10 protein-coding genes are annotated in these 12455 nt (G+C 68.9%); 8 read left to right on the forward strand and 2 right to left on the reverse strand.

Features of this window, described 5'->3' with window-relative positions; translation table 11 throughout:
• Positions 1 to 24 precede the first annotated feature (24 nt).
• Genes ACFT5B_RS03160 through ACFT5B_RS03170 form a run of 3 tightly spaced genes read left to right on the forward strand, consistent with a single transcriptional unit; the run spans position 25 to position 6177 of the window.
• Positions 25 to 2298, forward strand: coding sequence for a DUF262 domain-containing protein (locus tag ACFT5B_RS03160; protein WP_386796525.1), 2274 nt, complete (start codon positions 25 to 27; stop codon positions 2296 to 2298).
• Positions 2295 to 5051, forward strand: a complete 2757-nt coding sequence (locus ACFT5B_RS03165) for a Z1 domain-containing protein (protein WP_386796526.1) — start codon at positions 2295 to 2297, stop codon at positions 5049 to 5051. The genes ACFT5B_RS03160 and ACFT5B_RS03165 overlap by 4 nt, the downstream gene beginning before the upstream one ends.
• 40 nt (positions 5052 to 5091) lie before the next feature.
• Positions 5092 to 6177 carry a PD-(D/E)XK motif protein gene (locus ACFT5B_RS03170; RefSeq protein ID WP_386796527.1) on the forward strand — a complete coding sequence of 362 codons (1086 nt, stop codon included), beginning with the start codon at positions 5092 to 5094 and terminating at the stop codon, positions 6175 to 6177.
• Here ACFT5B_RS03170 and dcm read toward each other — a convergent pair.
• Positions 6149 to 7600, reverse strand: coding sequence for a DNA (cytosine-5-)-methyltransferase (dcm, locus tag ACFT5B_RS03175; protein WP_386796528.1), 1452 nt, complete (start codon positions 7598 to 7600; stop codon positions 6149 to 6151). The genes ACFT5B_RS03170 and dcm overlap by 29 nt on opposite strands.
• A gap of 122 nt (positions 7601 to 7722) precedes the next feature.
• Here dcm and vsr point away from each other — a divergent pair, with 122 nt between their 5' ends.
• From vsr to ACFT5B_RS03200, 5 genes are all read left to right on the forward strand, one after another.
• Complete coding sequence (gene vsr / locus ACFT5B_RS03180) at positions 7723 to 8172, forward strand: DNA mismatch endonuclease Vsr (RefSeq protein WP_386796548.1); 450 nt, start codon at positions 7723 to 7725, stop codon at positions 8170 to 8172.
• A 126-nt stretch (positions 8173 to 8298) separates the two neighbouring features.
• Positions 8299 to 9072, forward strand: a complete 774-nt coding sequence (locus tag ACFT5B_RS03185; RefSeq protein ID WP_386796529.1) for a hypothetical protein — start codon at positions 8299 to 8301, stop codon at positions 9070 to 9072.
• A gap of 39 nt (positions 9073 to 9111) precedes the next feature.
• Positions 9112 to 9780: an SIMPL domain-containing protein gene (locus ACFT5B_RS03190; protein ID WP_386796530.1), complete on the forward strand. Its 669-nt coding sequence runs from the start codon at positions 9112 to 9114 to the stop codon at positions 9778 to 9780.
• A gap of 252 nt (positions 9781 to 10032) precedes the next feature.
• Positions 10033 to 11157 (forward strand): ScyD/ScyE family protein, encoded by a 1125-nt coding sequence (locus ACFT5B_RS03195; protein WP_386796531.1) that lies wholly within the window; start codon positions 10033 to 10035, stop codon positions 11155 to 11157.
• Between the two features lie 207 nt (positions 11158 to 11364).
• Entirely contained in the window at positions 11365 to 11649 is a 285-nt protein-coding gene (locus ACFT5B_RS03200) for a type II toxin-antitoxin system VapC family toxin (RefSeq protein ID WP_386796532.1), read from the forward strand.
• Here the strand turns inward: ACFT5B_RS03200 and ACFT5B_RS03205 are convergent.
• Positions 11644 to 12435 (reverse strand): hypothetical protein, encoded by a 792-nt coding sequence (locus ACFT5B_RS03205; RefSeq protein WP_386796533.1) that lies wholly within the window; start codon positions 12433 to 12435, stop codon positions 11644 to 11646. The two genes, ACFT5B_RS03200 and ACFT5B_RS03205, sit on opposite strands and share 6 nt — an antisense overlap.
• Positions 12436 to 12455 lie beyond the last annotated feature (20 nt).

Here is a 12455-nt window from a genome sequence, read left to right on the forward strand (position 1 = left end):
GCAACCTCGGGAGATGCAGGGCTCATGGTGCAGTACGCCTCGGCGACATCGAAAGGCGTCGCGACAGCGCGGATGTACGCGCTCGGTGGTGAGGTCAATGAGCCGTTGGGCCCGGGCAGCAAGGAGAAGCGCTCGGCGCTTGAAGCGCTTGGCCACTTCCTCGGGCTCGACCTCGCCGAGACGGCGCGCAAAGTTGAGTGCGGGCGGCTGATAGCCGGAGCGCTCGGTGTCGACTGGGACGCCGCATGCTGGTCGACCGGAGACACCATCACCCTGGTCGGCCTCAATCGCCTCGTCGACGCGGCGGTCATCAAGCGGCTGGTCAGAGTCCCAACGGCGGAGAACGCCGAGCTCCTCCGCAAGGTCGCCGAGTCGCGGCCACCTATCCCCGAATCCACCACCGTTCCGGCCATGCACACGAAGGGCACATCTATGCCGCTCACCAGCAGCGAGATCGAGGAGAGCGTCGCGGAGCACATCGCGAAGCTCAGCGAGGACTCCCTCTGCCCGGCAGGAATCTCGCCGGCGCCCCAGCCGATCCGCGCGACCGACGTCAGCTTTGTCGACGGATCGTGGCGCGACCGGCTCGCCGATGTCCAAGGTTGGCTCCATCTTCCTGAAGGCCTCGCAATCGACGCCTCTTCCGAGGACTTCGACCAGAGTCTCGGAGGTGCACTCGGGCTGAATGACCTCCCTGACGGCGGGACCTGGATGATCAACCTGCTCGAGCGCCTCCAGGAGCGGCTCGAGCGGGCGAGCGACCTCCGGGATCGCTTCCTGGAGTCGATGGACGACGAGGCAGAGGGGAGCGCCACCCTCGAAACCGCGACCCAGACATGGGTGGCGGCCTGGGACGAGGTCATCGATGAGGACGAGGCCGAGGAGAGCGGCCCAATCGACGCCGAGGCTGCGACGTGGCACATCCACGAGTTCGTCCAGCATGCGGGCGACGGCGAGCTCGACCTCAGCCCGTCATACCAGCGCGCCGACGTCTGGCCGACGGCTGATGCCCAGCTTCTCATCGAGTCGGTCCTTCGAGGGATCCCGCTGCCGTCGGTGATTATCCTGGAGCGCGACGACGACGACCGGAGCATCTTCGAGATCGTCGATGGCAAGCAGCGCCTCACGTCCCTCCTCCGCTTCGTCGGTGCGCACCCGAAGGCTCTCGAGATCGTGGCCGCAAAAGCGGCCGAGTGGGGTATCGCGGATCTCTCCGACATCTTCAAGACTGACTACCCCATGTTCAAGAAGCTCTGGAACAAGAACGAGCAGGCACGGATGACCGCTCAGGTTGAACGCGCGAACTACTTCCCGTTCCCGCTCCGCGGAGGAGAGGTCCGAACTCTCAGCGGCAAGCTGGCGGGGCTGCGCGGCAAGTACTACTCGGAGATCCGCGACGAGCCGATCGACGTCCAGGGAAAGAGCCGCACCGTCAAGGCCGTCTTCGAGCAGTCGACGTACAAGGTGCCGGTCATTCTCTACCGCCGTGTCACGCGAGCACAGGTGCACGAGGTGTTCAGCCTCTACAACAAGCAGGGAAAGCACCTCAACGCGGAAGAGATCCGCAACGCCCTCTACCACCAGCTCGACCTCATGCGCGCGCTGCTGGCGACGGCCGGTGACGCGGACGATGTCCGAGTGGTTGCTGATTTTCTCGTCGACGACTGGGACGACCTGAGCTCTACCCCCGCAACGCTCGCGGAGTACGGCTTCGGCAGGGCGGGCTACAAGCGAACCAAGCTCCTCTCCTGGGTCGCCGCGGTCCTGTTCCAGGAGTACGAGGGTGCAGAGTCACGGTCGACGGCCGGCCAGATCAACATGCTTCTCAAGCGAGTGAGCGAGAACAAGAAGGACCGTCTGCGGGAACGGAGCACTGTGCGGGACGCCATGCTCCTGCTCGACCACGGGCTCGACGCCCATGTCGTCGCCGCAGAAGGTTGGGCGCCGACCTTCCGCAACTCGCAGAGCAAGGGAAAGTGGCAGGAGCTCCAGCTGGTCGCGTGCCTCATCGGGCTCTCTTCAGCCGTCGCGGTGCGGGAGGATCTCGCAGACGACCTCGAGGATGCGATCGATGATCTTCGCCGCGCGTCGGCGAGCTGGAAGCGCCCCGTGAAGACGCAGTCGCGCCAGCAATGGGAGTTCGTCGCCCGCGTCGTCGTGGAGCTCCTCGACCTCCTCGGCATCGAGGTCGAAGAGGCCGACGCAGCGCTCCGCGACAAATTCGGTGCATCGGGCCTCACCGGCCTCGCCCGTCTCCACAAGGAGAGCCGCGTCACCGAGGAGACCCTGCAGTCGTGACCGGGAGCGATGCTGCACCTCACGGTGTCGAGCACGTCGTCCTCGCCCCAGAGCCAGCGCAGGACTCCTGGTGGTCCGCCTACGCGACCGCATTGGACGGTTCCGGCATCGGGGCAGTCAGCCGGGCGGTGATCGAGGCGGATGCCGAGTACATCGTGGCTCACGGGATCTTCGGCGACGGTTCACCGTCAGACGAGTGGCCAAGCTCGCGAGTGCGCCGAGGGCTCGTCATGGGTGCGGTCCAGTCGGGCAAGACCGCGTCGATGATGGCGGTGACCGCAAAGGCCCTGGACCGCGGGGTCGATGCCGTAGTCGTCCTCGCGGGCACGCGGACCGCCCTGTGGCTGCAGACGTTCTCTCGTCTCGTCGAGCAGCTGGACACCGGCCCCGGAAGAGCGCGGAGGCGTCTTCTGGTCCCCAGACGAAGCATCGCGACCGGCGAAGAGCTGCCGGGACCGGTCTCCGAGCTGTACGGAGTAGCGCCCGGGGCCGCATCGCGGGCTCTCGACCTCGGGAGGCCGCTCCTCGTGGTCGCAATGAAGCACGCAGTTCACATCGAGCAGCTCGCCCGTAGTCTTCACCAGCGCTTCTACCCGTTGACCGCGGGACGCATCGAGCCATTCCACGTTCTCGTGATCGATGACGAGGCCGACGACTCGTCGATCGTCGATGCTTCGCTCGAAGGATCACCCGATGATCTTTCAGTTCAGCGCAAGCAGATCCCACGACGAATCCTCGATCTGTGGGAAGACCGCCGACAGCCCGGCCGCACAGCGAACGACCGCCTCTACGCAACCTATCTCGCCTACACCGCAACACCGCAGGCGAACCTTCTTCAGGACGACGGGAACCCCCTGGCGCCGAAGGACTTTGTTGCGAGCCTCCGGACTCCGGGAACGGAAGGAGATCCGGAGGTACGCACCCCAAGCTACCGTGTGCCGGAAGGTGTGACGGGCTGGTACACGGGTGGTGAGATCTTCTACCGCACCATGGACGGGATCCCGCTCTGCGTGCCGACCGACGACGTCGCCGACGACGACCTGGTGCCGGACGCCCTGCGCGCCTACCTCGTGGCCTCTGCGGTACGCGTCGGGAGGCGCCCCGGAATCTTGGGACCGGCAACAGCCCGCAATCGGGTCTTCGGCTCGAAGGCCGAGGCGCAAGCAGCCACCGACGTGATGTCGATGCTGATCCACCCCGCATCAGCAAAGGACGTCCACTTCGAGGTCGCCGACCAGGTCGTCGCGTGGTCTATTGGCGAGAGGACCGACCTCCCGGTGGGCAATCCTGCTGACGAGGCCGGGCATCGCTGGCTACGGCGGGACGGCGTCGAGCAGGACATCACCCTCCATCCCGATCGTTGGTTGCGTTGGCTCGAGAGCTACGGCGAAGCCGCGCAGTTCGTCAATTCGGCATTCGACCCACCGGAACCGAGGCGGGTGCCGAGCTCCGATCGTTGGGACGAGATCCGGACGATCATTCTCGACGAAATCGTTCCAGGGACTGCCGTCGCCGTCATCAACAGCGACGAGAACGCCGACGACCGTCCCGAATTCGGGCCGTGGCAGGACGCCCAGGGCTGGCACGCGCCTCGCAACCTCTCGACCATCTTCGTCTCGGGAAACGTGATGTCGAGAGGGCTGACGCTGGACGGACTCTCGACGACCCTGTTCACGCGCCGCTCGAACGCCCCGCTCGCCGACACGCAGATGCAGATGCAGCGGTGGTTCGGCTACCGAGGCAAGATCCTCGACCTCTGCCGGGTCCTCACGACCAGCGACCAGATCAGCCTCTTTGCGCAGTACGACCAGAACGACGAGGCACTTCGGCGCGACATCCTCGAGGCGATGCGTACCGGCGATCGCACGCCAGACTTCACGATCCTCCAGGGGAAGGATTTTCGCGCGACCGGCAAGATCTCCGGTCTCCGTTCCGAGCCGCTGTTTCCCGGCGACCACCCCTTCGTGCGGCACATGAATCCCGCGGAGGACGATCCGAACCTTGCGCTGGTCGCTGACCTCTTCGGTTCGGACGATCTCGTGGTCGGAAGCGTCAACGCCCCGCGCGGGCTCCTGCTCAAGCAGACGTATGGTCTGATGGAGACGGCCGACCTGCTGGACCGCATGCGCTATCGCGACCATGGCGACGACGGCTTGTCCGCGGAGCGAGGCAGATGGGCCTCGCTCGCACACCATGCGGGTCTTCCGAGCACCTTCCGCCTGTATCGCGCCCCGCAGGTCCCGCACAGCGTCGACCTCGGGTCGGCGTCACCGTACGTGATGGCCGCGTATCTCCGGTTCTGGTCCGAGTGCCTGACGAGGCGGGTCCCCGGAGTCGTCTCGTCGGACGATCCTCCGGTTCGCTGGAACCTCGTCGACCTCGGCGCACGGCGGGAGCTGCAACCTCGGTTTCGCGTAGGGCTGCGCTTCGGTGGCGGCGACCCGCTGACCGATGGCCCTCTCGCCAGACTTGGCGTGCCGGTCCGTCCTATGGAGCGCAGCCTCGTCGGCAACGACATGCATGCAAGCTGGGGATCACGGAACCGCACCGACGACGGCATCGTTGGCGACGAGCTGTTTGATCGCGCCGCCCCTGAGTCACGGGTGACCCTCACCGACGACGGTGCCAGGCGTCCCGGATCGGACGGACTGCTCTTGTTCCACGTCGTCCGAAGAGAGAGTGGCCGCGCAACGATCGCGCTGGGCGCCTCGATCCCGCGCGGTGGTCCGGACCATGTCCGGGCAAGACGCTAGCCTCCCGCACAGCCGATGCCACGCGCGAGAGGATGTGCGTATGACGGAAGCTCCAACCGAACGGTCGTTCGAGTGGCTGCGTGACGAGGTCCTTCAGCTTCGACCCGCTGCGAAGTCGGCCGAACGAGACCTGGTGTGGGCAGATGCCGAACACACACTCGCGGTCGCACGCGAGCCGGAGGGGCGACTGGAGATCTTCCTCCTGGGCGACGAGCTCCAAGCAGCGACCCGTCCGGTGCGCGAGCGTCTCCAGTACCAGGTCTGGCACCGCGCTGCCGGGGAGCCGATCAGGGCGAACCGCCTCGTCCTTCCCCACTCCGACGGCTTCGACGGGGCGGCAGCATTCGTGTGTGCGGAGCTGGTCGCGAACGGGTACCACGACATCCCCGCGACAGCGTTTGCGCTGACGGAGCCTGTCATCGCGATGCTGCTGGGGCGCGCGACGGCCCGCGACGAGGTTCTCGTCGGGCTCGCCGGCGAGCTACTCGTTCTGCGGGCTCTCCTCGCTGCCGCTCCTCCTGCGGGACGCGCGGAGCTGCTCGGGTCGTGGGCAGGCAGCGCACCTTCTTCGCGTGACTTCCAGATCGGGGACGTCGGGCTCGAGGTCAAGACCACGACCGGCCCGACCTCCAAGCACCACATCCAGGGATTTCACCAGGTTGAGGTAGGCGTTTCGGTCGGCGGCGTGCCCGAGGCCAAGCTCTTCCTGCTCAGCCTGGGCATCTCCTGGCTTCCTGCTGGCACCCCGCAGGGGTGGTCCGTCTCTTCCCTCGTCGACGCGACGCTCGGGCTGCTCGCCGAGGATCAGGACCGCGACGACCTTCGCTTCAAGGTCCGCCAGTACGGAGGCGATGGTGGGCAGGGGTACGACCACATGAAGGACCGAGAACTTCCGCGATTCACCCGCCGGTTCACTACTCGCTTCGAACGGCTCTACGACCTGGACGACCCGGCGATTCGCCTGCTACGTCGACCCGACATCGAGCCGTTCGACGCGATCGACCCGGAGTCGGTCGCTTACAGCGTCGATCTCCCCACGCAGGTCAGGGGTGACCTCAATCCCGTCGTCGGCCTGCCGTCGGTGGTCGGAGCCGTGCTCAGCTCATCCGGCTTCGGACACCCCTGAGCGTCGTGCCCGAGATCGGCTGATCGTCAAGCGGCGCTGCTACGCCGGTCAGCCGAGTGACGGCGGTCGGGAACGCTTCGCCGGCCGCTGCGACGGCCGCCACCAACTCGGGCGGGAGGTCCTTGGCCTCGCGCTCATTGAGCACGTGCGCACGGAAGACATGCCATGCAGCGCCGATCGAGACGCCGTTGCCGGCCTGCTTGTAGGACGCCTTGTCGGCCTGCTTACCGAAGTCGAACGACGAGGGCATCCCTTGAAGCCGGATGACCTCGTCAGGCGTCAGCCGGCGCATCCGCGACCCGACGATCGAGGTCTGGTTGATCGCCACCAGCGCGGGCACATAGGTGGCGCGCCTCACTCGCACGCCGGAAGGGCGGAGCTGGATGACGCACTCGGTCAACGACTTTGCGTCCTGCGCCTGCCACTCGAACTTCCTCCGAGACGCGGGAAACTTGGAAGCGACCTCGGGGTGCGCTTCTCTCCAACCCTCGATGACGTCCCGGTGCCGGTCGTAGAACCGCGCGTTCTTCCGGAGGAAGTCTTGCTTCCAGGTCGGCAGGGCGGCGAGGGCGTCGGAGTCGAGCGAGGATTCCGGAACCCAGTCGTCTGACCACAGCGGGAAGCCGGGGAGCCTGTCTCCCGTCGACGCACGCATACGACGGACGAAGTCGTCCCATGCAGCCACCCACTTCGTCTCGTCGTCGTCCAACGTGTAACGGTCGAGACCGTCGATCGAGTCGTCGTCGTCGAGGATTCCCTCGATCCGCCAGCGCTCTGGCGACCACCCACCCACCACCTCGCGCCTGAGCGTGGGAGCGGGCTCCAGACCCTGCCGCAGCTCAGCCCTCACTCTCCCCGGACCGATGTACGTCCCGAGGATGTAGACGCGCTCCCGCACCTGAGGCGTGCCACCCATCTCCGGAGGGAGGAGATGGGGAGAGAAGATCGTCGGGGTGCTGGAGACTCGGTAGCCCAGGTCGCGCAACGTCTCGATGATGACGTCCCACTCGTGCTCGTGGCGCGGGCCTGCGAGGTTCCGGACGTTCTCGAGGAGGACCACCGGCGGCTTCTTCTCCTCGAGTATCCGGGCGATGTTCCAGAACAGCGTGCCGCGCGCCTCGTCCATGCCTCGCTGGCGCCCCGACTTCGAGAACGGCTGACACGGGAACCCTGCAGCGAGGACCATGTGCGGCGGCACTGCAGCAGGGTCGGCAGCCGTGATGTCGTCGTTGATGGTGGGTCGTGGTTCTTCGATCGGCAGCGGCTCGACCCAGTTCCTCAGGTAAGTGTTGCGTGCAGCCTTGTCCTTCTCCGAGACGTAGACGCAGCGACCACCCGCGTGATCGAGCATGGCGTGGAACCCGCCGATGCCTGCGAACAGATCGACGTAGTCGAACGGCGCGACTCGGGCGGGCTCGGTCATGGACCCAAGCTTAGCTTGATCGGCCCTCGACGCCATGCCACCAGGCGTCGCGCCGCGCATCATAGGCTGGTTGGGACTCACGCTGCAGATCCCAGCACCAGCTACCCACGCCGGAGCCACCGATCCCGACATATCACGTACCCGAGCATCCCGGCTCGTCGTCCGAGGCCGTCTCTCAACGCATGTCCCAGGCCCTTCGACGCGACACGAGACCGGAGCTCCTGCTGCGAAGGGAGCTGCATCGTCGCGGGCTCCGCTACCGACTCATCGTGAAGGTCCCGGGCAACAACCGACGGACCATCGACATCGCGTTTCCCCGCCAGAAGCTGGCCGTATTCATCGACGGGTGCTTCTGGCACGGGTGCCCGGCCCATGGGACCGCACCTAAGTCGAATTCTCTGTGGTGGAGCCAGAAGATCGACGCGAACAGAGCACGCGACGCTGACACCAACCTGCTCCTCGACGCCGCCGGCTGGGGCGTGCTCCGGCTCTGGGAGCACGACCCAGCAGAAGCCGCAGCCGATCAAGTGATCGCCGCGCTGGCCTCGCACGAGCGTTGCTCGACTACCTGACGACCGATCAGGAAACCCTGGTCAACATCCGGCGGCGTGCCCGCGACGAGATCTTCGCCGTCACTCGTGGCGGCGGTGGTCGCGCGGACGGTACTGTCACCGCGCAGGGGTCGGAGGAGGTCGAGGGTGAGCGTCGTGAGCGGTGCTCGCGCAGGTCAGGACGCGCTCCTGTCGGACGGCGTCCAGCTGGACCTCTTCGACGGGCTGGCGGTGGACGGCGAGCGCGAGGCGAGCGCGTGGGGCGCCGCCGCACCACCGCCCCCGCCCCCCGCGGACGAGCCCGCCGCGCTCCGCGGCTCGGACGCCCTTCTCACGGCCCAGGGCATCGACCGGCTGCTGCTGAGCGAGGCGTTCACGACGCTCGCGGAGCACGACCGCGCGTCCGCCCCTCTTACGGGGGTCCGCCTCCACGTCGAGGTGCGGCTCGAGGGTGCCGGGCAGGTCCTGACGGTGGCGTCGTCGGTCGAGCGCGAGGTGCGGCGTCTGGAGTCCGCGGTGGGTGCTTCCGCGGCGACGGAGCCGGCGTCGGACGCGGCGCTCGCGGGGGCCATTGCGGCGGCGCAACCCCAGGCGAGCGGGCCGGGCGGGCTCCGGATCGCCGGCGCGGGCGGGAGCGCCGGGACCCTCATGCTCGTGCTGGAACCGGTGAGCCCGACGACGCCGCTCGCCCGCTGGCCCCGGGTCGCGCTCGCGCTCGCCGCGTCGGCGGTCGCGGATCGCGGCTTCCGCCTCGCTGACGGCGCGAGCCCGCAGCTCACGGTCGAGCTCGCACGGCCGCGGTCGCGCGCGGTGGCCGGCGGCCTGCCGGACGACGCCGTGACGATGATCCTCGTCGGTCGCCAGGCGGGGGCGACCCGTCAGGTGCGCGTCGTCACGACGGGCGAGCGCGACGGTGGATGACCGCGCGGTCGTGCGCCGGCTCGAGGGTATTCTCCGCGCATGCCGCTGATCGCCGTCGAGGGTCGAGCCGTCCGGTTCCAGCGCGCCGAGCGGGGGACGCTGACCGTCGGCGTGTCGTTCTCGGGCGAGGCGCGCGAGCCGGTCCTCGAGCACGCGCGGCGCACGCACGGACGGCTGGTCGACGAGGCGAAGGCGCACACCGACGCGGGGACCGCGACCTGGTGGGGCGCCGACGGCGTCGCGGCCTGGGCGTTCCACGAGTGGGTCAAGCCGGAGCCGCACCTCGACTCGCAGAAGGTCCTGCGGTTCCGCGCGAGCTCGCGCATCCGCGTGAAGTTCCGCGACTTCTCCGTCCTCAGCACCTGGGCGTCGGCCGTCGCCGAGCGGACCGGCGTGAGCCTCGACGGCGTCGAGTGGGCGTTGACGGACACGACCCGCGTCACCCTGACGAAGGAGGTCCGGCGGTCCGCCGCGCTCGACGCCCGCGCGCGGGCGTCGGAGTACGCGAGCGCCTTGGGCCTCGGCGAGGTGCGCCTGGTGACGCTCTACGAGGCCGGGCTGCGTCCCGACGTCGGCTCCCGCCCGGGACCCACGACCGTCGCTGCGCGAGGTGCGGCGGCGAGCAGCACGAAAGGCAGCGGCTTCGAGCTGCGCCCCGACGACATCGAGGTCACGGCCGCGGTCTCGGCCGACTACGACGCCGCCTGAGCGCGCCGGAGGCTCGGCCGGGAACGCTCCAGTGCGCCCGAGTGACGCACGACCCGCCCGAGTTCACCCCGTCGATCCTGTGCCCGCGCGTTGACACTGCTGAACACGCGGCCAGACGATGGTGGACGTTGTGACCTGGCTCACAATCTGCCCCACGCACCGGACGACGCCCCCTCTCGCGTCCCGCACGTGCTCCGCGCGCGCCGCGCGCCACCTTCCGCACTTCGTCGTACCTCTCGATGGGGAGAGCTCATGCGCACCTCCAAGAAGCTCGCGGCGCTCGGCGCCGTCGCGCTCGTCTTCGCCACGCCTGCCGCGGTCGCGTCCGCCCACGGCAAACCCGTCCACACCCCGAACCCGGTCGTCCAGTCCGACCAGCTCGTGGCGCCCTTCAACCTCGACCTCTCGTTCGGCAAGGTCTACTTCGCCGACGGCGGCCTCAACATGGTCGGCACCCTCGGCATGGGCGGTGCTCCGGTACCGATCGCGACGGACCAGCCCGGCGCGTCCGGCGTCGCCCGCTCCGGTGACGGCCGGTACCTCGCCTTCACCACCACCGTCACGAACGAGGAGACGTTCGAGAACTCCGCGAGCGGCCTCAACATCTGGGGACCGCTCGGCAGCCGCGTCTACGCGGACACGCACGCGTTCGAGGTCGCGAACAACCCCGACCAGGTCAACCACTACGGCATCACCAACCCGAGCCAGTGCGTCACGGACGCCTTCACGGCTGCCGGGTTCCCCGTCTCGTACACGGGGCAGGTCGACTCCCACGCCTATTCCGTGGCCTCGGTCAGGAACGGCTGGGTCGTCGCCGACGCCGGTGCGAACGCCCTCTTCAAGGTCAGCTCGACGGGCACGGTCAGCACCCTCGCGGTCCTGCCGCCCCAGCCGCTGAAGATCACCGCGGCGCAGGCTGCGGGGCTCGGGCTGCCCGACTGCGTCGTCGGCGTGACGTACGCGTTCGAGCCCGTGCCGACGGACGTCGAGGTCGGCCGTGACGGCGCGCTCTACGTGACGACGCTGCCCGGCGGCCCGGAGGGTCCGCAGCTCGGCGCCCGCGGTGCGCTCTGGCGGGTCGACGCCCGCAGCGGTCACGTGACGAAGGTCGCGGGCGGCTTCCTCGGCGCGACCAACCTCGCGCTCGGCACGCACGGCCAGATCTACGTGGCCGAGCTGTTCGGCGGCAAGATCTCGATGGTCGACCGCGGCCGGGTCTCGACGTTCGTGACGCTGCCCGGCGTCGTCGCCGTCGAGACGGCACGCAACGGCTCCCTGTGGGCCGCGACCATGGCGAACGAGGACCCGGCGGCGCCGGGCACGGTCGTCCAGGTCACGCGCGGACACACCCACTTCTGGGGACACGTCCACCGCTGACGCACGAGCGGGTCGCGCCTCGCGGCCCGCACCGAGGAGCCGAGATCCGTTCGTCGCGCCCTGCGCGACGGATCTCGGCTGCTCGTCGGTCGACACGTGGTCCGCACTCGTACGTCGACGTACAGACTGCGACGGTGGAGGGCATGAAGGCACTCACCGTCAGCGAGGCCCGCGCCACGCTCCCGTCGGTCCTCGACCGCGTGGAGCGTGCTCGCGAAGCCGCTCCGGCTCGGCTCGGACTCCGACAAGGCGCCCACCCTCATCAGCTACCTCGGCAGGCTCGACCTGCTTCCGGTCGACGCCCCGACCGCGCGCCTCTCCCTCGCGCTCGCCGTGAAATACGGGCTCGGTCCAGCCGGCGCGACGCACCTCGCGACGGCGGTCGCCGTCGACCGCTTCCTCACGAACAACCGCGAGGACTTCCCCCGCTCGATCACCGAGCTCGACGTCGTCTACCCGGACGACCTCCCTGGCGTCACGTCACCGTCATGACCGGGGCGCGATCCACTCGATCGTGTGGAGCAGGTCCTTCGACGGGCGGCTGACGCCGTTGTTGTGCCGCGGCTTGGCCTTCCTGCCCCACGCGTCGTCGCCGAGGAACGACGGCACCCCGAACGGCAGGTCGCCGCGCGGGATCGGCGCGTAGTCGGACTCGCGGAACGACGTGCCGTAGTTCGGCAGCGCGAGCCCGGCGGCGCCGTCGGCGTCGGGGGTGACGACGGCGCGGAGCCGTGGGACGGCGTCGCGCCAGGCGCTCAGCAGCGCGGACGCGCTGCGCGACGACGGGTGCGGCACCCGCTCGACGTGCACCCCGGCGGGCAGCCCCGCCCACAGGTCGAGCGCGCCCTGCGCCTGCCCGCCGAACGCCACGACCGCCTGCAGCTTCGGCCCGGTGATGAGCGCGAGCAGCTTCTCGCGCCAGGCGACCTGCTCGGGCAGCGGCAGGACGTCCTGCTGGGCGCGCGACGCCTTCGACGGCAGCAGCGCGTACGCGTAGGCGTTCACGCACACGTACGACGACGTCAGGCCGAGCTTCGTGAGGAAGCCCTGGACGCGCTGCCCGGCGTCGCCGACGAGGGTGCGGTGCGCGACGCGCTCGGTCGGGCCGGGGTCCGACGCGAGGCACAGCACGCGCGCCGCACCGTTGAGCCGACCGCGGTACAGGATCGGCCCCCAGTCGTACCAGAACAGACCGGCGTGGGCGGCGTACGACGGCAGCGCCGCGAAGTGCTGTGCGACCGCGCTCGGCGGGCCGGGGTCGAAGGTCGGGGTGGACATGGTTCCTCCTTGCGTCCGCG

The sequence above is a fragment of the Luteimicrobium sp. NPDC057192 genome (assembly GCF_042670205.1).
Taxonomy (GTDB): domain Bacteria; phylum Actinomycetota; class Actinomycetes; order Actinomycetales; family Cellulomonadaceae; genus Luteimicrobium.

What these genes read in the sequence shown, in the direction of transcription:
- ACFT5B_RS03195 (WP_386796531.1), top strand. Translation starts at nt 10,033, where the DNA reads ATGCGCACCTCCAAGAAGCTCGCGGCGCTCGGCGCCGTCGCGCTCGTC.
- ACFT5B_RS03205 (WP_386796533.1), bottom strand. Translation starts at nt 12,435, where the DNA reads ATGTCCACCCCGACCTTCGACCCCGGCCCGCCGAGCGCGGTCGCACAG.
- dcm (WP_386796528.1), bottom strand. Translation starts at nt 7,600, where the DNA reads ATGACCGAGCCCGCCCGAGTCGCGCCGTTCGACTACGTCGATCTGTTC.
- ACFT5B_RS03160 (WP_386796525.1), top strand. Translation starts at nt 25, where the DNA reads ATGGTGCAGTACGCCTCGGCGACATCGAAAGGCGTCGCGACAGCGCGG.
- ACFT5B_RS03170 (WP_386796527.1), top strand. Translation starts at nt 5,092, where the DNA reads ATGACGGAAGCTCCAACCGAACGGTCGTTCGAGTGGCTGCGTGACGAG.
- ACFT5B_RS03190 (WP_386796530.1), top strand. Translation starts at nt 9,112, where the DNA reads ATGCCGCTGATCGCCGTCGAGGGTCGAGCCGTCCGGTTCCAGCGCGCC.